Source organism: Pseudoalteromonas sp. T1lg65 (assembly GCF_051930985.1).
Classification (GTDB): domain Bacteria; phylum Pseudomonadota; class Gammaproteobacteria; order Enterobacterales; family Alteromonadaceae; genus Pseudoalteromonas.
In genome coordinates, this window is sequence record NZ_CP196837.1 from 486,195 (window position 1) to 505,594 (window position 19,400).

The following is a 19,400-nucleotide window of genomic DNA, read 5'->3' on the forward strand; positions in this document are numbered from 1 at the left end:
ATTTCTAGACGTCCATTGACAAAGCTTAGTAAACTCCAGACAATACACGCTGATTTTCAAGGTGCTGTTCACGGCCTAGTTTGGCCGCTAAGTGAATAGATAATCGGGAAGTTGGTGCGAACACAGGGTGTGAGTAATTTCAGCATGTCACAAGACACGAGTGACATGCCAGTTCAAGTCCAACACTGCCCCCGCAACGGTAGAGCGAATACCAACTGAGTAAATACTTACTGCAACTGGGTATTGAACGCTGAGTCCGGAGACCGGCCTTGAAGTAACACACTGTATTACTTGTGCGGTGGGCACAAGGTAGGGGAAACCATGTTAAATAAATCTGCGCTAAGTGTAGCAATTACGGCTGCGCTGTCTTTTTCTGTTTTCGCATCTGACAACATTGAACATATCACGGTTACTGCCAATAAATTCGAGCAACCATTAGATGATGCATTGTCGGCAATTACGGTTATTAATCGTACAACCATCGAACAAAGTAATGTACGTGACGTTGTATCTTTATTAGATAGCGTGGCGGGCGTTCAGGTGGTGAGAAATGGTGGTTTTGGTCAGACTGTCAGCCTGTATCTCAGAGGTAATGATGCAAAACACACCCTAGTCTTGATGGATGGGGTGAGAATCACGGATGCTAATTCAGGTAGTGCGTCCTTAACCAATATTCCGCTTAATAGCATAGAAAGAATAGAAGTTATCCGTGGGGCTAAAGCGGCGATGTATGGTTCAGATGCCATTGCTGGGGTAATTAATATTGTCAGTCGTGAAGGTAACTACAACGTATTGGCAGCAACAACAGGTAGCCACAATTATTCTAATGTTGAAGGCGTTGCTACACTTAAGCATAACGCGCTGACTATCTCGACCAATGTCGGTTATGAGCATACTGATGGTTATGACGTCATTGAAAAGGATCCCGCTAAGCCCATTGGCAAAGATCATGATACCGACGGTTACTACAATGCCAACGCCGGAGTTAACATCAAGTATGGAGATGTTGAGTCAGGGTTGTTTAATCTACGTTCTCAATATAGCGAAGGCGAAGGTGAATACGACAATGCTTGGGGTAGCGATGAGTATCGTTTTGAAAACTATACCCATAACCTCACATGGCAAAGAAGAACGGATAAATTTAGTCAAAAAGCATCCTATAGCTTAGGTAAAGAGCAAAACAAACAGCAGGGAAGTCCAAACGACAACAATGCATATGTGACTAAACGCAGTCAGTTTGAGTATCTATCGCAATTTCATTTTAACGATGCTTTATTGTTCTCTGGTAACTTAACTTTACTTAATGAAGATGTCAGTGCCTCTAGTGCGACTTTTAGTCAAACAGAACGTGATAATCAATCGTTGTCGCTTGGCGCATTTTTCAATGATCAGAACTGGTTAGCTGAAGTCGTGTTGAGAAGTGACGATTATGATTTTCATGGCCGTGCTAACACCTACACGCTGGCCGTTGGTAAACAATTAACAGAACAGCTTAGCGTAAAAGTGAATCATGGAACGGCATTTAGAGCCCCGTCACTGACCAATGCGTTTACTGTGGATAACCCGTATTATCTACCTAACCCAGCGATTAAGCCTGAAGAAGCCACTAATAACGAAGTGATATTGACTTACTCAGAGTCGAATTGGCGCGTACAGACTGCACTGTATGACAACCGCGTCACTGATAAAATCGTCAACCAGTATTTACCAGAGCGAAGAAAATATATTCCAGGCAACGTTGATAGAGCAAATTTTGAAGGCATAGATTTGTCAGTAGGCGTGGATGCTTTTGATATCGAGCATAGTTTGGAAGCCAGTTACACCAAAGCAGAGGATGCAAAAACCGGCACTCAATTTTCACGTAGAGCAAAGCGCACATTAAGTTATCGTGCTTATAAACAGTGGGAAAACTTGGATGTGACACTGCATGTGCAATATCGTGGAGAACGAGAAGAGGCTTGGGCGCAGGCTAGGCTTCCGTCTTACACTGTTTTTAATTTGGCGGCTAATTATCAGTTGTTTGATGGTTTGAAGCTAACAGCAAGAGTGGAAAACCTGACTGATAAACAGTACACCAATGCCATTGCTGGTAAAGCACAAGATGGTTCATTACTTGGCTATAAGCCATTAGGCAGACAGGCTTATGTTGGTGTGAACTATCAGTTTTAATGCTTATCTGAACCGGCAAAAAAAGGCGAGACACATTTAAAACGTCTCGCCTTTTTAGTGACTATGCCCGCGCTGTGGATTAAGCCTTTAGCATGGACTCAAATCGTTGTGCAAACTTTGCTAATTTAGGGGCAATTAAAACGCTGCAATAGCCTTGGTTAGGATTTTGCTCGTAATAGTCCTGATGGTATTGTTCAGCAGGATAAAATGTTGATATTGGGCTCACTTCGGTAACAATTTTATTGTCCAAGCTGGCTTGTAGTCTTTCAATAAAAGACATGGTTTGCTGTTGTTGTGATTGGTCGTGATAAAACACCACACTGCGATACTGAGTACCAATATCATTGCCCTGTTTATTTAACTGAGTTGGGTCATGTAGCGTAAAAAACATCTCCAGCAACAGTTCGAAACTGATTCGTTCTGGGTTGAAGGTCAGCTGTACCACTTCAGCATGACCCGTGTCACCTTGGCAAATGGTTTGGTAAGTGGGGTTGTCAGTGTGGCCACCGGTATATCCTGAACTCACAGATTCAATGCCTCGCACACGACGAAACGCCGCGTCGATACACCAAAAACATCCACCACCAAAGGTTGCTGTTGCTAACTGTTGCATTTATTTCTCCTGCACTGGAAACTGTTCAGCTTGTTTGTCTATTTGTTTCGCCGTGACTTCTGGCGATTTGGTTCGCTTTGCCAGTAAATGATAGGCACAAGGGATAACGAACAATGTCAGTATTGTTGCCATGCTAACTCCCGCAAAGATCACCACACCAATGACCATACGACTTTCTGACCCTGGACCAGAGGCAAAGACCAGAGGAATTGAACTCATCACCGTCGTCAATGAGGTCATAATAATCGGCCTTAATCGCTGCACAGAGGCGTCTAACAGAGCCTGTTCAAATTCTAGTCCCTTATCTCGCAGCTGATTGGCAAATTCCACAATCAGTATGCCATTTTTTGCACTTAAACCAATCAGCATAACAATGCCAATTTGGCTGTAGATATTTAACGAACTATCAGTCAGATATAGTCCATACATGGCCCCGACTAATCCCAAAGGTACAGTTAACATAATCACCAAAGGATGCACAAAGCTTTCAAATTGCGCAGCTAATACAAGGAAAGTCACCGTTAATGCCAAGATAAACACATAGGTCATTGCTGAAGCGCCTTCATAGTACAGCTGGGACTCACCTTTATAATCGACAGCACCGTCAATTTCATTCTCTTCATCGGCAACTTGATTTAAAAAGGCCAGTGCTTCAGCGAGCGTATAACTATCCGCGAGGTTGGCGGTGATGGTAATTGCGCGCATTCGGTTGTAACGATTAAGGCGAGAAGCTGTAGCTTCTTCTTTTATCGTGATCAAACTATCTAACGGAACAAGTTCTTCAGTTCTGGATTTGACGTAAATGTCAGCAATGTTTTTAGGTGAAGCGAAATCGGCTTTGTGGCCTTTTAAGATCACATCATATTCTTCACCACGATCTATGAAAGTGGTGACGCGACGTTGACCCAGCATAGTTTCTAGAGTTTGCCCAATGGCACTAATGTTGACTCCCAAATCTGCAGCTTTATTTTTATCGATACTGATCAGAAATTGTGGGAAGGTTTCTTTGTAATCATGATCGATACGCACGAGCCCAGGGTTAGTTCGAGCACGCTCAATGATACGGTCACGCCACGAAGCGAGCTCGTCATAATCGTTGCCTTGTAACACAAACTCTATAGGACGAGAGTTACCGCCGCCGCCAATACCACGACGCATGATGGCAAACGCCCTGATATCAGTGATATCTTGCATTTTACCGCTGATTTCTGCCATGACTTCCCAAGTGGAGCGCTTGCGTTCATCCCAATCTGGCATGCCAACAATCGCAACACCACCTTGCCCCCCCCAGCCTGGAACTCTTGCTAATACACGGCTTATTTCGCCCGAATCCACGTAAGGCATCAGCTTTTGTTCGATTTGTGCCATGTTAGCAGCATTATTTTCGTAGCTAGCCCCTTCTGGTCCATTCATCATGACAAAAAAGGTGCCGCGGTCTTCTCTTGGCGTTAGCTCCGAGGGAATTTGCTGAAACAAACTGAAACTGGTAAAGCCTGCCAGTGCTAACATCACAATCAGACTATATTTTCGCTGCAAATTATCGGCGAGTACTTTGCGATATGCAGTTTCTAATTTAATGAACTGACGCTCCATCCATTGGCTGAATCTACCTTCTTTATTACTGGGCTTTAGCAGCTTAGAGCATAACGCTGGTGACAACGTGAGTGCCGTGACACTAGAGAACAGCACCGCGGCACTGACGGCTAATGCAAATTCTGTAAACAACGCGCCAATTCGGCCGTCCATAAACACCAAAGGTACAAACACCGCAATAAGCACTAACGTGGTGGCGATGATGGCAAAGCCAACTTCACGTGCTCCTCGATAGGCAGCCAATAGTCTAGGTTCGCCCATTTCAATGCGACGGAAGATATTTTCGAGCATCACGATAGCATCATCGACAACCAGTCCTATTGCTAACACTAGCGCTAGTAATGTTAAAAGATTAATCGAATAGCCCATCGCCCACAAAAACATAAAGGTCGCGATTAAGGCAACTGGAACGGTAACCGCAGGGATTAGGGTTGCACGAATATTGCCAAGAAATACAAAAATGACCAACACCACCAGCGCCATGGCGATGGCAAGTGTACGATAAACTTCGGTGATTGACTCACGAATAAATACCGAAGAATCGTAACTGTCTTCAATGGTGGTGCCTTGTGGTAAGTTGCGTTTGATTTTATTTATTTCAGCTCGCGCGTTGTCAACAACATCGAGTGTGTTGGCCTTGGCCTGTTTTACAATGCCTAAGCCAATCATATTATTGCCGTTACCTCGAAAGGTACTTTCCGTATCTGCAGCTTCTAACCGTACTTCGGCGACTTCGCCAAGTCTAACCAAGTAGCCTTGACTACCGCGTTTAATTACTAAGTTATTGAAATCTTCTTGTGTTTTGTAGCTTCTGGCGATACGTACTGAAAAATCTCGGTCTATGGATTCAATTTCACCAGCCGGGAGTTCGACGTTTTCACGTCGCAAGACTTGTTCAATATCACCGCTGGTGATGCCGCGAGCTGCCATGGCTTGTCGGTCCAGCCAAATTTTCATCGCATATTGACGTTCGCCACCAATTCGCACGTTCGATACCCCATCGACCACGGCTAGGCGGTCTACAATGTAACGTTGTGCATAGTCTGAAAGCTGCAGTGTATCCATGGTTTCACTGTTTAGTACAAACCAAGCGATGGGACTTTCATCACTATTTGATTTGGAAACCTCAGGAGGGCGAACTTGTTCAGGTAGGCTGTCTAATGCTCTTGAAACGCGTTCTCGCACATCATTGGCGGCAGCATCAATATCACGTTCGATATTAAACTCAATGGTGATATTTGACCGACCATTTCGACTTGATGAATTAATGCTTTTAATGCCTTCGATACCAGAAATTCGGTTTTCCAAAACTTGGGTGATTTTGGTTTCTACAACCTCTGCAGAGGCACCAGTGTAGTTAGTGCTCACACTTACGATTGGGCTTTCAATATCTGGGTATTCACGCAGCGGTAGCATAGAAAAAGCCACCAAGCCGAAAGTCAACAGGAGTAAGTTGATAACAACTGCAAAAACAGGCCGTTTAACGGCAGTATCGGTAATTCTCACCAGTTACCCCTTAATTGCAACTTTTGAACCTGAACGGATTTTTAAAGTCCCTTCTGTGACCACTTGATCGCCTTGAGCCAAACCATCTGTGATTGCGACCCACTCGCCAAAGCGTTCTTTTACGGTGATTTGCTGCAATTTAACTGTGCTTTGCGGGTCAATAAGGAAGACAAAATGTTTGTCTTGTCTGGGAATAATGCTTTTTTCAGGCACCATTAATGCTTGTAGTTTCTCAAGTTCAATTGCGACATGTAAAAGCATCCCTGGACGAAGTTTGTTTTGTTGGTTATCAAAACTGGCGGTCACTTTAACTGAGCGAGTCGCTTCGTCAATTCTAGGATCGATATGGGTCACTTTGCCAAAGAAAGTCAGATCAGGGTAAGCATCACTTTGTGCGTTTACAACAAGGCCCAGACGGATCGTCGCTAAGTATTTTTCAGGGATCTGAAAGTCGACCTTAATCACGCTGATGTCGTCTAATGTCGTGATCACTGAATTGCTATTAACAAAGCTGCCGACCGAAACCTGTCGTTGACCCAGAACGCCTGAAAATGGCGCATAGATGGTTAGTTCTTGCAGCTTGGTTTTCGTTGCTTCTAACTGCGCCGTTAGTGTGTCGACTTTTGCTGCTTGCGCATCTAATTGCGAGCGAGCAGTAGCCTGTGTTCTGGCGAGTTCTTTGAGTCGTTGTAGCTGTCTTTTTTCTTCTTTTAATGTGACCTTAAGCGCTTGAATATCCAGTTTTTCCTCAGTGTTTTTTAGTTGCACTAGAGGGGCACCCAACTTAACAGTATCACCGTCTTCGAAATAAATTTCGCTAATGTAATCGGATTGGGCACTTCTGACATTGATTGCATGATTTGCGCGAGCGGTTCCTATCGAATTAACGGAAATGACTCTTTCTTGTCTGGTAACGGTGTGCGCAGAGACTGTACTCGCGCCAGCTTGACGTGGCCCACTTTGGCCTTGAGAATGAGGAAGATAGAGATAGCTACACACGACTACCAACACTATAATGATAAACGGGAATAGTGCTTTTCCGGATTGCTGATTCATACGCTTTGACCTTCGTTGTCATTTGTTCTCTAGTGTACAGAATTACCCGCTGATCGGTTGTTCACACATCCTGTATAATTGTGTGTTAGCCGAAAAAGAATCCGTTGAATCTAGGCGTCCTTGAAGAGTCATCATGAAAAAACAGCAGCCCTGTAAACAATGCTTAACTATACGAAAACTCGCAGTGTGGGCGATCATCATGTACGTTTTTTATATTTGGTACACCCATGGATGAAGTCAAACTAAGAGCCTTGACCAGAAAGCATGGTCTAGAGTTTATGCTAATTGGCGGGATAGTCCTTATTGTACTCATGGTTTTTGTAAAACTGCGTCCAACGCCTATTAGCATTTTGGAAATTATCATTGCCAGTGCGATGTTAGTATTGTTGCTAGTAGGCTTCTTGAAAAGCCAACAGCCTTATTTTAGTTTAACTTTGTCGCCCCGTAATTTCAGTTACATCCATAAATATGGCAGTTGGTCAGTTACTCATCATAATTTTCATTCGAGTGGTATTCCAAAAGTACAACAAGGCATTGAAACACTTGAGTTAAATGCAGTTGGTATTAAACTTAATGATATTGATGATTTTTTATCTGGCCTGACACCGCGATTGGCTGGTAAATTACTGATAGAACAGCGGCATATTTTTTTACAAGCTGTTAAAATGAATTGCAAAACAGGCAATTGCCCAACAGAATGGCTTGTGGAAGATACACAGTTTAAATCCCCAAGTGGGATTAAGTACACAGGTTTGCTGGCCATGTTTGCCAATAGGATGAATAACTTTAAAACACTGACTGGTTATCACCTAATCGTGCCAAGTAGTGAATTAGATAGGGATATATGGCAATTTTCGACAATGTTGAATCGTTGGAAACTAGACCCGAGTAAAGTGGTTCGAGATATGCTTGAGAAGTAAACCACATGATATTTGAAGTAACAGGATACACGAATATGACCTTCGAAAGAGCTTATATTAAAAGTGGTCGTAACACCATAATCCATAAAGACAAGAAATTGGACTTGGTCATTATTAATGGGGAATCACACCCCAAAATTAAAGTCACGTCTATGGGCCTTGTTCCCTTCAAAGATGAATTACCCCGTAATCGTCGAGAAGCAAAAGAACGTTATCTCGAAGTGGTTCACATTTCTAGCGTGGATGTATTTGGTGAAGTGAAACGTCTGCTTTTTATACAGGCGTTGGATGGTCGGGAATACAAAGTAGATTATAGTAAGATTGGCACTAAGCTGTTTGTTCGCATTCATCAAGATAGCTACTTGTAAACAGGAGTGATCGTATGCGCTTACGCATCATAGAGCCCCTAGCACTGACTGTGCTGCTGACCGCTTGTGGAGGCGGTGGCGGAGACAGTAAAGAGGATACTGCGATAAGCGCCTCGGTCAATGCCGGTTCTGACCGGCAAGTGGTCGAGAAAACAGAAGTCACATTTACTGCTCAGGGGTCTCCTGCTGGTGGCGAGTTTACTTGGCAGCATGTATCGGGGCCAATCGCAGATGGGTTTCCTATGACTGGCGCGGAAATTACTTTTACCGTTCCAGATGTAAAAGCAAATTCGCAGATGGTGCTTAAAGTCAGTTATGTGGCGCCAGGAAGTTCGGTCGTGAGTGACAATGTAACGGTTGATATTACCTCGAACAACCAAATTCCAGTTCCCGTGATAGCAGTCACAGCCCCAAGTACGCTACCACCTAAATACCAAGATACCATTACGCTCAGTGGTGCTAGTTCCTCAGATCCCGATGAAAATGGTTTTATCGCTAGCTATCGTTGGTTGTTGCTTTCGGGACCAAGCTCGATAACAGCCTCTTCTTTGACTCAGTCGACATTGAGTTTTAGCCATCCACTGCTCGACGCGAACCAAGTAAGCTCTTGGCAGTTAACCGTGACAGATGATGAGGGCGGAAGTGCATCAACACAATTCAATTTGTTGTTAAGTGCCAATGACCCAGTTGTTATTGCCAACGCAGGCACTGACATCCAAGCGCAAGAATTTGACTCGGTTGAGCTCAACGCCAGTAATAGCGCAACGGTGTCTGGCACTTTTCAGTGCTTTTGGCAACAGTTGACGGCTGGGACTCAAGTCGCGCTTGCGAATGCTTCAAACTGCACAACTTCGTTTATCGCGCCAGATCGAAAACTTCACGAGCAACTTAAATTTAAGTTAACTGTCACTGACAGCCAGAACCGTTCAGCCAGCGATGAGGTTGATGTGAACATTGCTCCTAAAAAACTAGGCAAGTTAAATGACACTGGTATTCAACGCTGTTTTAACAATGTCACTGAGGTATCGTGCTCTAACGATGAATATCCTCGCCAAGATGCAGAACGAGGTCGTGATAGCGTCGCGAGTCTTATCGCTAAAGAGGGCTTAGGCCAAGCTGGGTTTGATTTTACCAAGTTAAATCAGTTCGCAGATGAATTACCAAATGATGCTGCTGATTTTGCGTGTATTCGTGACAATGTGACGGGCCTTATTTGGGAAGTGAAAGAAGCGACGGCTGGTACACTTCCTAATACAAGTGAGCGAAACGCGCAAAATAGCTATACCTGGTACGTTGATGGTGAAGGATACAATAGTGCTGGTGGAACAACATGTCCGCAATCGAGTTGTGGTATTCAAGCACTGATTGAGGATGTTAATTCACCACCAGTCGGACAAGAAAGCTACTGCGGTGGAAATAACTGGCGTTTGCCAACCTATATGGAGCTTTTGGGGTTGTTAAACTACGGCACGGTTAATAGTTTGGATGAAAACTATTTTCCTAACTTACCTGATGTAAACCGGTTAGGTCATTTATACTATTGGACCTTACAATCAAGCGCCGATGGGAGTGATGCTGGTTTGCCTAGAGCCTATGTTATTGACATGCAAAATGGTAACGATGTGGCGTTGGAAAAGTCGATTCCTGCGTATGTACGTTTGGTTAGAACTCCTTAAGGTATGCTGACATGAAAATGATATTATTCAGTCTGTTATGTGTCATTAGTTTAACCAGCGTTGCTCAGACTTGTGTGAATGTGACAGCGCCCGATACGTCAGACAGATTTATTACTCATATTGATGGCACCATTACTGATACTTTAAGCGGTTTAATGTGGCAGCGTTGTAGTTATGGTCAGACGTATAATCAAGACAGTGAATCTTGTGAGGGGGCGGCGCAGCAAATTACCTGGCAACAAGCTCTGCAGGCCGCAGTTGATGATAAAACCGCTGGTCATTCCGATTGGCAAGTGCCAAATATTAAAGAACTTGCCAGTATAGTAAACCATAATTGCGTAACCCCAGCTATTAACGAAACCGTTTTTATCGACACTAAAAGTAATAACTATTGGAGCTCCTCGACAGATAGAAGTGCTCAACAATTTGCTTGGGTTTATCAATTCGCTGACGGTAAGAATAACCTCACTGAAAAAAGTGCCGATGCGTTTTTGCGATTTGTAAGGTACGCACAGTAAGTCGTGCTAGCAAAGTTTCCTTTACCCATCGAAACTGTTTTGGTCCCGCTTACTAATTTGCTAATCTCTTCCTCCTAAGAATACTAGCAGCCATGCAGTTTCGGTTAACTAAGTGCTATAGATGTTAGAACGGTTGCTGCGGTATTATTTCATTGTGATTAACTGGGCTAGAAGCTAATTTTAAATGGGGGTTGTGTGAGTCGATTGAACAAGCTATTGCCTTTGGTCATGTTATGCGTGGCCCCAGCTTTTGCGAAAAATAAATGTGATGTCGAACTGGCACACGGCCTAATCATCACAGACAATGAAATTCGAATTGTCGATAAAGGACAAACTCGCGTACAGATAAACCAAGATGAGCAGTTATTTATTTTAGGACATTGGGTTGAATTAGATGATCAAGGAACAGCCGTTATTCGCGAATACTCCAAAGGCCTTAGGGATACTGTTCCTGAACTAGTCAATCTTGCCACAGATGGTGTTAATCTTGGGCTCAGTGCTATCGAACAAATCGTTGAAGGTATGTCAGACAAAGAGCCAGAGGTATTGAAAACCCAATTGCAATATGTAGAACGCGCTTTAATGGACAAGTTTAAACGCGGCGATGACTTCTTCTTTATTGCTCCTCAGTCACTATCAAAAATAGATGATTTTTTTACTAAAGAGATCAGTCAAAAAATCCATTCGGCGGTACATGGCTCACTCGGTGCTATTTTGGTTTCACTTGGCGATGCGTTTAAATCACGAGAAGGCAATATTGAAGATCGTATCAACGACATGGGACAAAGAATGGAAATCATCTCAAAAGAGATTGATAAGTCATTAAAGAAGAAAGCACATCAATTAGAAGAAAAAGCAGAAGAATACTGTGAGTGTTTGAACTCTTTGGATAAAACAGAGCAGAAGTTACAACAAATTGTGCCCGAGCTGGCTGCTTACGATTTAGTCCAATTTCGCTCTTAAAACTGGTAAATACGTTTCGCATTCTCGCAGCTCAGATTTGACCAAGTCGGGTTGTTACCAATTACACACAGATAGTCTTGCCAGCATTGTTCGTGACTTTGTTGCATTAAACACACCGGATAGTTACTGGCTAACATCACTCGATTCTCACCAAAGTGTGACAGTAAGGTGTCTACTGTTTCACTGGTAGATAAGCGTGCACTCAGCATTTCTAATCCAGAAAGCTTTATAAAGGCATTATCCAAGTCTTTAAGCTGTTGCAGACTATATTGCCATTTACTGCGTTCAAGCTCTGAGATAAAACCAGCATGGTTAAAAACAATGTTTAGGGTAGGGTGCTGAGCCAGCCAAGTCGCCAACTGTGTGATGATATCTACGTGAACGAACTCCAGTTGGGCCTCAAAGTGTAGGCCAAGAGACGATAAATAGAGTAGATTTTCTAATACCTTGGCATTGAGTAATCGGCGCGCATCGTGTCCTTCTGTAATGTCTCGGACGGCAATAAGTCTAGGGTGACGTAGCTTTTCCAATGCAGTTTGAAATACCTCAGGGGCAGCGTCTATGGTGCAGTAGCTTACTGCTTTGAATGGAAACTGTGCCAGCGTTTCATTGAGCCAGTGTATCTCCCGTTCTGGGTTTTGATTGTCAAACCCGGCTTCGACGTGGACCAGCGAAGTAAGTCGAAATTGCGAACTCTGCTGCAGATCTTCAAGGCCATGATTATCACGGATTTCGTTTAAGTTAGGCCAGTTTGGAGGAGTGTGCTTCAGCCAGAAATAGTCGCCTTTGTCTAAATCAAAAAAGTGCAGGTGAGGGTCGACTATCTCTAACATACGAATACATTCCTTGAGTTATTGTGCGGTGTAACCACCATCAATGCTTTGTAAACTACCAGTGATAAATGCGGCTTCATCACTGACTAAAAACGCAACCAATGCGGCAACTTCTTCCGCTTTTCCCAACCGTCCTAGCGGCTGCATGGCAGCTTCTTCAGCGACGATGTCCGCTTTATTTGCGCCACTACGTGCGCAATAGGCATCGATTGCATTATGGAACAATGGGGTTTCAATGGTGCCAGGGCAAACGGCATTGGCTCGGATCCCATATTCTGCATAATCTAAAGCGGTTGTTTTTGCCATCGAAGCTAACGCATTTTTGGTCAGGTTGTAGGCAAACGAATTCTTTTTTGCGATCAGAGCTTGGTCCGAAGACATTAATACCACACTTCCAGAGCGCTGTGCCTTCATACTCGGAAGCACCGCTTGAATCGCAGCATAAGCGCCTTTAACGTTGAGAGCAAAGAGCTGATCTAGCGTCGCTTCATCAGTATGCTCTATGTCAGCACTTAGGTGTTTTCCCGCATTAGAGATCAGTGCATCAACTCGACCTACATCGTTTACGATCGTGGCTATGGCGTTTTTTACTTCTTGAACCTGGCTGACATCACAATGTTTAAATTCACCCACATTGCTGTGAGCAATATCTAGGTTGAAAACACGGTAATGAAGCGACAGCAGCTTTTCGACAATAGCTAAACCAATGCCAAAGCTGCCACCGGTAACAATGGCAACTTTATTCATTATTAATGTCCGCAGCCGCCAGAACCGTGCACGTGACCATGAGCTAGCTCTTCATTCGTTGCGGCACGCACTGAGATAACTTCAACGTCAAATGTCAGTGTTTTTCCAGCAAATGGGTGATTCAGGTCACAATCGGCATTAAAACGTCCAACTTTGATAACTTTAACCTGATGGCGACCTTGATTTGATTCTACTATCGCTGTCATACCAGGCTTCCAGACTTTGCTGTTACCTAGCCCCTGTAAGTGTTTGATTGGAATGCGCTGTACCATGCCTTCTTGATATTCACCGTAAGCATCTTTTGGCTCTAGTGTGATACTAAAGTTGTCACCTGCAGATTTACCTTCTAGCGCACTTTCAAGCCCAGGTAACATACCTTCACTGCCGTGTAGATAAGCTAATGCGTCGCCATCTTTGCTGGATTCAATTAGCTGCTCCCCTTCATTAAGGGTGTAGTGGAATTCGACGACAGTGTCTTTTGCAATTTGCATGGTGTAAACCTTTTAAAATCGAGGATAACTTTAAGCTAAGTACGAGGGCAATCCCTAGCTACTAAGCTTTTTACTTTTCAGCGCTAGTTTACGTGCGGACAGAGAGTTGAGCAAGCTTGCTCTATTATGGCCCGCCTTGTTGAGCACCTGCGGCATTGATTATGTTTCTTAAGTCGTAACTATCTGCCGTATGTGTTGTGGAAGACGTTTCAGTTGGTTCGGGCGCTGGCGTTAAGTGCATCACCAATTGTTTACCGGGCTTTAAAATGGCCTGCGCCGTTAGGTTGTTCCAGTCGAGGAGATCTTTGACTTTAACGTTATATTGTTTACTGATAGTCCACAGTGAATCTCCGAGTTGGATGGTATGACGCTTCTCGATAGTTGCTTCTACAGGGAGCTCCGGGCGAGCCAAATATGGACTAATTTGATATTCATCTAGTAACTGCAAAGACGCTTTATTCTGAGTAACTAACAAGGTTTCACCGACTCGTATCAAATCAGAAGTTTTATCGTTAAGTTGTTTGATTGTAGTTACTTTACTATTGAACTTTCGCGCGATTGCGTACAAAGTATCGTTGGCTTTCACGGTGTATTTTTGACTAAAGAAACGACGGTAGAAGTCACTGCTTAATAATGTTTTTTCGCTTAGTGGCAGCAATAGCTTGTGTGGGCCCTTAGGCGAGCTTTGATGCAGCAAAAAACCTTTATTTAACTGATATAGATCTTTTTCATTAACCGAAATCATTTTTGCTAGTACGGCAAAATCAAATTGTTGGCCAACATCCAACACCGCTGTTTTTGGTTGTCGGGCCAATTTGGGTATTTTGAAATTAGTGTCGTTTTCGGACTTTATTAACGCACTTAATGCAAGTAGCTTAGGCACGTAATCAGCCGTTTCTTTCGGTAAACTTAGGTGCCAGAAGTGTGTTGACTTACCGCGTCGTTGGTTATGTTTAATGGCTTTTTTAACTCGGCCCTCACCACTGTTATAAGCGGCGATAGCATGTAACCAATCACCGTTGAAACGCTTGTACAAGTAGCTTAAATAACGCAGCGCAGCATCGGTGGATGCAAGTACATCTTGTCGACCATCGTACCACTGATCTCGTTTGGCACCGAAATAATAGGCTGTATCATCCATCAGCTGCCAGACTCCAACCGCATCCTTTGTCGAGCGAGCGGTTAGGCGGAAATCACTTTCAACAAATGGCAGCAAAGCGAGCTCCATGGGGAGCCCTTCATGTTCCACTTTTCTAACGATATGATACAGGTAAGGCGCAGCTCGTTTGTTGACGACTTCTAGGTAATGGGGTTGTTGAAGATACCAGTCGATGCGCTTTTGCAGGCGTGGATGCGGCTCAGTATTAAACGTCAGTTTACTTTTTATGTACTGCCAGAGATCAGTAATAGGCTTTTCAGCCGTTTTTTCCACTTGCTTGGGTGTGTTTGTAACGGCTTTGGCTTGTTTGGTGAGTTTCGGTATTTCTTTAATGCTAGGCTGTTGCGCCAAAGCGGATAAAATATCGGTTTGCTCGGCCTGCTTTGGTGCAGTACTGTTACAGCCTGATATGGCCAAAAGTACCCAAAGTAGTAAAATTTTTAAGGTCATGCTGCTCATCGGCAACACTATACCTTTTGTTTAATTTTTATTCAAAGACATTTTTTTGAATAATCGCTCTACATGCCAGCGCGCAGTTTTTTGCTGAGTGGGGTCCGTATAAAGCTTATTTGTTATTTCAATGGCTTGCTCAGCAGAGCCATGAGTTAACGCCCATAAAAAAGTTTTTGGTATTCGTAATTGCTCGGGTTGGTAAGGCTTTCCATAACCTGGGTATATCCATTTACCAGCAAACGAAGACTGTGCAGCCAGGGTATTTCTCCACGCTTGATTTTCCTGTGTGGTTATTAATGGGATAGGATCAAGCGTGTGGCCACCGATCAAACCAACATTGCCAACGAATACTAAGAAATCTTGCCCTGAATAGCCTTTAACAGGTTGCAACTTTATTTGTAAATTACCAAGTTGAAGCATTTGACTGCTCAAAGTCAGTGTTGATAGTTCGACTTTAGGCAATGAACGCCAGTCTTGTAGCCGAGCATTTGCGATGTTTAATCTCTTTTGCCAGTGAAGCTTTTGAGTCTCATCTAGTTTTTCGATACGTGCAGTGCTGAGCGTTAAGCTTTGCTCAAACAGGTCCAACTGCCGTGTTAAAGCGTGTTGAATGTCCTCAAGATAGCTTGTGTCACTGCTTGGTGCAATCCACTTAAGCCTTGGAAATGCTCTCTGAAATAACGCAACAGACACGTCTTGTGTGGCATCATGATGCAACGAAACTAGGTAACATAATGGAGTGTTAATGCGCTGTTTGATTTCTGCAATTAACTGCGTGGTTGCGACTAAATCCGCATGAGTGCCAACAAGCATCGCACATCTCTCACCAGTAACCAGTGTTTGATTCGGTTGTAGTGTTTTTACCTTATTAGCAGCTGTGATAAACCACGTTTTATCAGAAACAGCATGAAAGTGGTTGAGGGAGTTCGCTTGAGCAGCAAACGAAATAGAAAAAATGAGATACAAGGCTGTGGCTTTGCAGGTATTAATAAAGGCCCACATAGGTTAGGCCTTATGTAAAGATGTTGCGACTTTACTAAGTAATCTAGATACTTCGCTTGAGCAGTCATTATGCTGTTTCTCTAGCGCTTGTAGGTCATGACATAAGTGTAGTGCAGCCAATAATAAAGCGTTATGCTCATTACGTACAGAGGAGCGAGCTCGCATTTCTTCAACACGTTGCTCTAGTAGAGCAACGGCTTCTCTTAGCGCTTGCTCCTGCTCGGGAGCACAAGCAAATTGATGCGATTTGCCAAGCAACGTTACCGTTACTTGATTATGCTGCTCAGACATAAATGTTAGCCAACCTGCTGCGCTTGTAACTTATCTAGCAGGCCGGATAATGAGCTGCTGAATTCCTTCTGTTTTTCTTCGCTTTCAAGCACTTCTAATTGTAAAGTTTCATTTTCATCTATTAATTTCTGATTTTGTTCTTTAAGAGCTAAAACTTGCTCTTTTAGCTGGTTATTCTGGCTGATAAGTTGGTCAATCAACTGGTCGAGTGTTTGGAGATCTTGGTTATTCATAAATGCGCTCATTGGGACTGTGATTTGTCATGCAAATGTAAAACAAAGTGGCGCTAGATACCAGTGTTTACACTACTTTAAGCTGATATTTATACGTTTTTAAGTCATAATTACGGTTACTGGAAATTTTGTTCAGAAGCGGTTCATGCTAAACGCCAAATCTGCCTAAAAAATACGCGATAGAGCAAGTTACAAAAATAGGCGAAAATTTAAACGAAGCGTGAAAATCAAACGCGATGTATTTGTTAGCGTGCGTGAACAAAATGGGTTATTGATAATTTTTTATTTTAAAGGCGAATTTATGCTTAGTTACCGTCATTCCTTCCATGCTGGAAACCCCGCAGATGTAATTAAACATTTGGTTCTTTCGGAGGTCTTGGGCTATATGACGAAAAAAGACAAGCCGTTTGACTATATTGATACGCATTCTGGAGCGGGTTTGTTTGAACTGAGCAGTGCAGATTCGCAAAAAACTCAGGAATATCAGCAAGGGATAGCTAAACTATGGCCTTACCAAGGGAAAAATGATGCGATTCAGCGTTACTGTGATGTAATCAAACAGGTAAACCAAACGCAGCAGTTATCGCATTATCCAGGTTCGCCCAAAGTGGCTGAGCAGTTCTTACGTAAGCAAGATAATGGCTGGTTCTTTGAGTTACACCCTAGAGATCTTGCGCTACTACAAGAAAATACATCGCATAAACGCTCACTGCGAGTTTCAGGAACTGACGGTTTTAAAGGGTTACTTGGTAAGATACCACCTGCATCACGCCGAGCATGTGTATTAATGGATCCGCCGTATGAAATAAAAACGGACTATGAAAAAGCGGCAGATACCATGATTAAAGCGTATAAGAAGTTCGCAAGCGGGGTATATATGATTTGGTATCCGGTGGTCAATCGAGAGAGAATTGACGCTATGGAAGCAAAATTAATCGACTCAGGTGTGCGTAATATTCAGTTGTTCGAGTTGGCAACTCGTGCGGACAGTGATGAGCTAGGGATGACAGCATCAGGCATGATAGTGATTAACCCACCGTGGACACTAAAACCAACTATGGATGAGGTATTACCTGAACTGACGACTTTGCTAGGTGAAGACGAAGGCGCTTTTTTTAGAAGCGTACAATTGGTAGCTGAGTAAAGTAGAGCGGGTGACCGCTCTAGTTATTTTTTGACAAACTTGGTCAATATCACAATGTTCTGACCTTCCACTCGGCCTTCAATATGTTCTGGGTTAGAAGGTGAAAGACGAATATTTCTAACTGCTGTGCCACGTTTGGCGACGAGGCTGCTTCCTTTAACATCCAAATCTTTAATCAAGGTTACAGTGTCGCCAGCTGAGAGTTTTACTCCGTTACTATCGAGATGGACCAAGTCATCATCTTCAGCCAGTGCTTGATCTGCCCAGTTGCGTGTATCGTCTTCAAGATAAAGCATATCTAAAGCGTCTTGCGCCCATCCGTTGTCAGGAGCTAGCTTTTTCAGCATTCGATAAGCAACTACTTGAACAGCAGGGACCTGAGACCACATACTGTCATTCAGGCAATGCCAATGATTTGCTTCAAGGTCTTGCTGTCCTTCCACCTGCGGTTTGCAAGTCTCGCAAAGGTAAACACATTTATCAGAATGTGCTTCTGCGACAGGTGGTACTTCGTAAACTTCTAATCCAGCATTACTGCCACATAATTCACATTGTTCGTTACTGCGCTCAGCAAGCGCCGCTGCGATAGTCATAATCTGTTCTCAAACATTAAAAACGGCATTATAACCGATTTCAGTTAAAATATACTTACAAGTTGTAAGGTTATTAATCCCTAGCGGCTGTGAAGTAAGTGTCTAGTCTTAACACGTGATAATCTCGTCGATAACAGTGTAAACATTTAACATAGTGAGTGGCAGTTTTACTGTACCAGCTTGGCTAAGTATTAAATTGCAGTGCTTTTGAGTTTAGTCGGAACCTTTGGAAAGGCTGGGCAGCTGCTCTATATAACGTTGTTCAATTTGCTTAAAATGGTTATCAGCTCGTAGTGCTTTTATGGCGGAGTTAATTTGCGGTAGTAGAGGTTTGTGTTTGGCAAGTAACCGAAAGTGTAGTGCACCTTCAGAGTGAAGTTGGTTAAAGTGAAATGAAATACCCAATTGTTCAGACCAATACAGGGCTGGCAAATCACCAATAATAATCCAATCCACACGTCGCATTTTTAATGCCTGCAGTAGCTCTTTTTCTGAAGCAAAATCGATACGCTCAAAGTGTTCGTCATCATGATAATAGTAGCCTCTGACAGTACCCACTTGAAGGCCGTGAACAGAACCTAAAGGTTCGGCAATAGCGCGCCCGACAATAAATTCTTTGATCACCATAATGGGGTCGGAGTAGATAAATCGAGGGTCTTGTCTTTGTTTTTGGTTAAGCCACTGCGGGCTTATGAGATCAAAGTCTATAAGCTGATTTTCAAGGTAATAGTTGGTCCTTTTCGCAGGTAATAGAAGGTTTTCACCGGAAAACTCGGCGTGCTCTAAAATGGCGCTCACAGACTCTGGCAAGATCCCTGGTGCGTCGGGAGTATGGGTAAAATAAGGGTAATAACTGCCGGAACCACTTAGGCTATATTTTAAGTGGACCTCAGTTTTGGCGCTGCCAGTGTTGGGGAAAACCAATAGCAGAATGAACAGGTAAAGATATTTCATAATTAACAGCTTAGTTCATTAATATTGTATTTCGCAACGGCAAGGCTGATACTTTCCTATTGCCCGATGGACTGTCATAATATACGCTCATGGTTTAGTACCATTCCTTTTTATAACC

At 43.3% G+C, this 19,400-nt stretch carries 19 protein-coding genes and 1 riboswitch; of the genes, 7 read left to right on the forward strand and 12 right to left on the reverse strand.

Annotated elements, in window-relative coordinates:
- Nucleotides 1-42 precede the first annotated feature (42 nt).
- A riboswitch (cobalamin riboswitch) is annotated at nt 43-286 on the forward strand.
- Nucleotides 287-321: 35 nt separating this feature from the next.
- Nucleotides 322-2,169 (forward strand): TonB-dependent receptor domain-containing protein, encoded by a 1,848-nt coding sequence (locus ACSLBF_RS02225; RefSeq protein WP_440054995.1) that lies wholly within the window; start codon nt 322-324, stop codon nt 2,167-2,169.
- Nucleotides 2,170-2,248: 79 nt separating this feature from the next.
- On the opposite strand, the gene msrA is transcribed toward ACSLBF_RS02225, so the two are convergent.
- The 3 genes from msrA to ACSLBF_RS02240 are packed head-to-tail and all read right to left on the reverse strand — an operon-like array spanning nt 2,249 to nt 6,937.
- The gene (gene msrA, locus ACSLBF_RS02230) at nt 2,249-2,782 is read right to left on the reverse strand and encodes a peptide-methionine (S)-S-oxide reductase MsrA (protein ID WP_440054996.1); all 534 of its coding nucleotides are present in this window, start codon (nt 2,780-2,782) and stop codon (nt 2,249-2,251) included.
- On the reverse strand, nt 2,783-5,881 hold the full coding sequence (locus ACSLBF_RS02235; protein WP_440054997.1) for an efflux RND transporter permease subunit: 3,099 nt from the start codon (nt 5,879-5,881) through the stop codon (nt 2,783-2,785).
- A 3-nt stretch (nt 5,882-5,884) separates the two neighbouring features.
- Complete coding sequence (locus ACSLBF_RS02240) at nt 5,885-6,937, reverse strand: efflux RND transporter periplasmic adaptor subunit (protein ID WP_440054998.1); 1,053 nt, start codon at nt 6,935-6,937, stop codon at nt 5,885-5,887.
- A gap of 227 nt (nt 6,938-7,164) precedes the next feature.
- Between ACSLBF_RS02240 and ACSLBF_RS02245 the strand changes: the two genes are divergently transcribed.
- The 5 genes from ACSLBF_RS02245 to ACSLBF_RS02265 all read left to right on the forward strand — a co-directional run bounded on the left by ACSLBF_RS02245 (nt 7,165) and on the right by ACSLBF_RS02265 (nt 11,382).
- Complete coding sequence (locus ACSLBF_RS02245; protein WP_440054999.1) at nt 7,165-7,857, forward strand: DUF2982 domain-containing protein; 693 nt, start codon at nt 7,165-7,167, stop codon at nt 7,855-7,857.
- A gap of 35 nt (nt 7,858-7,892) precedes the next feature.
- On the forward strand, nt 7,893-8,225 hold the full coding sequence (locus ACSLBF_RS02250) for a hypothetical protein (protein WP_440055000.1): 333 nt from the start codon (nt 7,893-7,895) through the stop codon (nt 8,223-8,225).
- Between the two features lie 14 nt (nt 8,226-8,239).
- A complete protein-coding gene (locus ACSLBF_RS02255; protein ID WP_440055001.1) occupies nt 8,240-9,901 on the forward strand; it encodes a PKD domain-containing protein in 1,662 nt (553 codons plus the stop codon).
- 11 nt (nt 9,902-9,912) lie between these two features.
- Nucleotides 9,913-10,419, forward strand: coding sequence for a DUF1566 domain-containing protein (locus ACSLBF_RS02260; protein ID WP_440055002.1), 507 nt, complete (start codon nt 9,913-9,915; stop codon nt 10,417-10,419).
- 228 nt (nt 10,420-10,647) lie between these two features.
- Nucleotides 10,648-11,382 (forward strand): YggN family protein, encoded by a 735-nt coding sequence (locus tag ACSLBF_RS02265; RefSeq protein ID WP_440056186.1) that lies wholly within the window; start codon nt 10,648-10,650, stop codon nt 11,380-11,382.
- On the opposite strand, the gene ACSLBF_RS02270 is transcribed toward ACSLBF_RS02265, so the two are convergent.
- The 7 genes from ACSLBF_RS02270 to ACSLBF_RS02300 form a co-directional block, all read right to left on the reverse strand.
- Complete coding sequence (locus ACSLBF_RS02270; protein WP_440055003.1) at nt 11,379-12,215, reverse strand: amidohydrolase family protein; 837 nt, start codon at nt 12,213-12,215, stop codon at nt 11,379-11,381. The two genes, ACSLBF_RS02265 and ACSLBF_RS02270, sit on opposite strands and share 4 nt — an antisense overlap.
- 18 nt (nt 12,216-12,233) lie before the next feature.
- Complete coding sequence (locus tag ACSLBF_RS02275; protein WP_440055004.1) at nt 12,234-12,962, reverse strand: SDR family NAD(P)-dependent oxidoreductase; 729 nt, start codon at nt 12,960-12,962, stop codon at nt 12,234-12,236.
- A 2-nt stretch (nt 12,963-12,964) separates the two neighbouring features.
- Complete coding sequence (locus ACSLBF_RS02280) at nt 12,965-13,453, reverse strand: FKBP-type peptidyl-prolyl cis-trans isomerase (RefSeq protein ID WP_440055005.1); 489 nt, start codon at nt 13,451-13,453, stop codon at nt 12,965-12,967.
- A gap of 124 nt (nt 13,454-13,577) precedes the next feature.
- Nucleotides 13,578-15,062 (reverse strand): LysM peptidoglycan-binding domain-containing protein, encoded by a 1,485-nt coding sequence (locus ACSLBF_RS02285; protein ID WP_440055006.1) that lies wholly within the window; start codon nt 15,060-15,062, stop codon nt 13,578-13,580.
- Nucleotides 15,063-15,092: 30 nt separating this feature from the next.
- Complete coding sequence (locus tag ACSLBF_RS02290; protein ID WP_440055007.1) at nt 15,093-16,067, reverse strand: hypothetical protein; 975 nt, start codon at nt 16,065-16,067, stop codon at nt 15,093-15,095.
- Between the two features lie 3 nt (nt 16,068-16,070).
- Nucleotides 16,071-16,358 (reverse strand): cell division protein ZapA, encoded by a 288-nt coding sequence (locus ACSLBF_RS02295; RefSeq protein WP_440055008.1) that lies wholly within the window; start codon nt 16,356-16,358, stop codon nt 16,071-16,073.
- A gap of 5 nt (nt 16,359-16,363) precedes the next feature.
- The gene (locus tag ACSLBF_RS02300) at nt 16,364-16,591 is read right to left on the reverse strand and encodes a DUF904 domain-containing protein (RefSeq protein WP_440055009.1); all 228 of its coding nucleotides are present in this window, start codon (nt 16,589-16,591) and stop codon (nt 16,364-16,366) included.
- A 301-nt stretch (nt 16,592-16,892) separates the two neighbouring features.
- Here ACSLBF_RS02300 and ACSLBF_RS02305 point away from each other — a divergent pair, with 301 nt between their 5' ends.
- Complete coding sequence (locus ACSLBF_RS02305; RefSeq protein WP_440055010.1) at nt 16,893-17,735, forward strand: 23S rRNA (adenine(2030)-N(6))-methyltransferase RlmJ; 843 nt, start codon at nt 16,893-16,895, stop codon at nt 17,733-17,735.
- A gap of 23 nt (nt 17,736-17,758) precedes the next feature.
- Here ACSLBF_RS02305 and ACSLBF_RS02310 read toward each other — a convergent pair whose 3' ends face one another.
- Nucleotides 17,759-18,328: a PhnA domain-containing protein gene (locus ACSLBF_RS02310; protein ID WP_440055011.1), complete on the reverse strand. Its 570-nt coding sequence runs from the start codon at nt 18,326-18,328 to the stop codon at nt 17,759-17,761.
- A 213-nt stretch (nt 18,329-18,541) separates the two neighbouring features.
- On the reverse strand, nt 18,542-19,282 hold the full coding sequence (locus ACSLBF_RS02315) for a substrate-binding periplasmic protein (RefSeq protein ID WP_440055012.1): 741 nt from the start codon (nt 19,280-19,282) through the stop codon (nt 18,542-18,544).
- Nucleotides 19,283-19,400: the final 118 nt, after the last annotated feature.

Excerpts from the sequence above, each read along its gene's own strand:
- ACSLBF_RS02225 (WP_440054995.1), top strand. The coding sequence starts at position 322 with ATGTTAAATAAATCTGCGCTAAGTGTAGCAATTACGGCTGCGCTGTCT.
- msrA (WP_440054996.1), bottom strand. The coding sequence starts at position 2,782 with ATGCAACAGTTAGCAACAGCAACCTTTGGTGGTGGATGTTTTTGGTGT.
- ACSLBF_RS02240 (WP_440054998.1), bottom strand. The coding sequence starts at position 6,937 with ATGAATCAGCAATCCGGAAAAGCACTATTCCCGTTTATCATTATAGTG.
- ACSLBF_RS02245 (WP_440054999.1), top strand. The coding sequence starts at position 7,165 with ATGGATGAAGTCAAACTAAGAGCCTTGACCAGAAAGCATGGTCTAGAG.
- ACSLBF_RS02250 (WP_440055000.1), top strand. The coding sequence starts at position 7,893 with ATGACCTTCGAAAGAGCTTATATTAAAAGTGGTCGTAACACCATAATC.
- ACSLBF_RS02255 (WP_440055001.1), top strand. The coding sequence starts at position 8,240 with ATGCGCTTACGCATCATAGAGCCCCTAGCACTGACTGTGCTGCTGACC.
- ACSLBF_RS02260 (WP_440055002.1), top strand. The coding sequence starts at position 9,913 with ATGAAAATGATATTATTCAGTCTGTTATGTGTCATTAGTTTAACCAGC.
- ACSLBF_RS02265 (WP_440056186.1), top strand. The coding sequence starts at position 10,648 with ATGTTATGCGTGGCCCCAGCTTTTGCGAAAAATAAATGTGATGTCGAA.
- ACSLBF_RS02270 (WP_440055003.1), bottom strand. The coding sequence starts at position 12,215 with ATGTTAGAGATAGTCGACCCTCACCTGCACTTTTTTGATTTAGACAAA.
- ACSLBF_RS02275 (WP_440055004.1), bottom strand. The coding sequence starts at position 12,962 with ATGAATAAAGTTGCCATTGTTACCGGTGGCAGCTTTGGCATTGGTTTA.
- ACSLBF_RS02280 (WP_440055005.1), bottom strand. The coding sequence starts at position 13,453 with ATGCAAATTGCAAAAGACACTGTCGTCGAATTCCACTACACCCTTAAT.
- ACSLBF_RS02285 (WP_440055006.1), bottom strand. The coding sequence starts at position 15,062 with ATGACCTTAAAAATTTTACTACTTTGGGTACTTTTGGCCATATCAGGC.
- ACSLBF_RS02290 (WP_440055007.1), bottom strand. The coding sequence starts at position 16,067 with ATGTGGGCCTTTATTAATACCTGCAAAGCCACAGCCTTGTATCTCATT.
- ACSLBF_RS02295 (WP_440055008.1), bottom strand. The coding sequence starts at position 16,358 with ATGTCTGAGCAGCATAATCAAGTAACGGTAACGTTGCTTGGCAAATCG.
- ACSLBF_RS02300 (WP_440055009.1), bottom strand. The coding sequence starts at position 16,591 with ATGAATAACCAAGATCTCCAAACACTCGACCAGTTGATTGACCAACTT.
- ACSLBF_RS02305 (WP_440055010.1), top strand. The coding sequence starts at position 16,893 with ATGCTTAGTTACCGTCATTCCTTCCATGCTGGAAACCCCGCAGATGTA.
- ACSLBF_RS02310 (WP_440055011.1), bottom strand. The coding sequence starts at position 18,328 with ATGACTATCGCAGCGGCGCTTGCTGAGCGCAGTAACGAACAATGTGAA.
- ACSLBF_RS02315 (WP_440055012.1), bottom strand. The coding sequence starts at position 19,282 with ATGAAATATCTTTACCTGTTCATTCTGCTATTGGTTTTCCCCAACACT.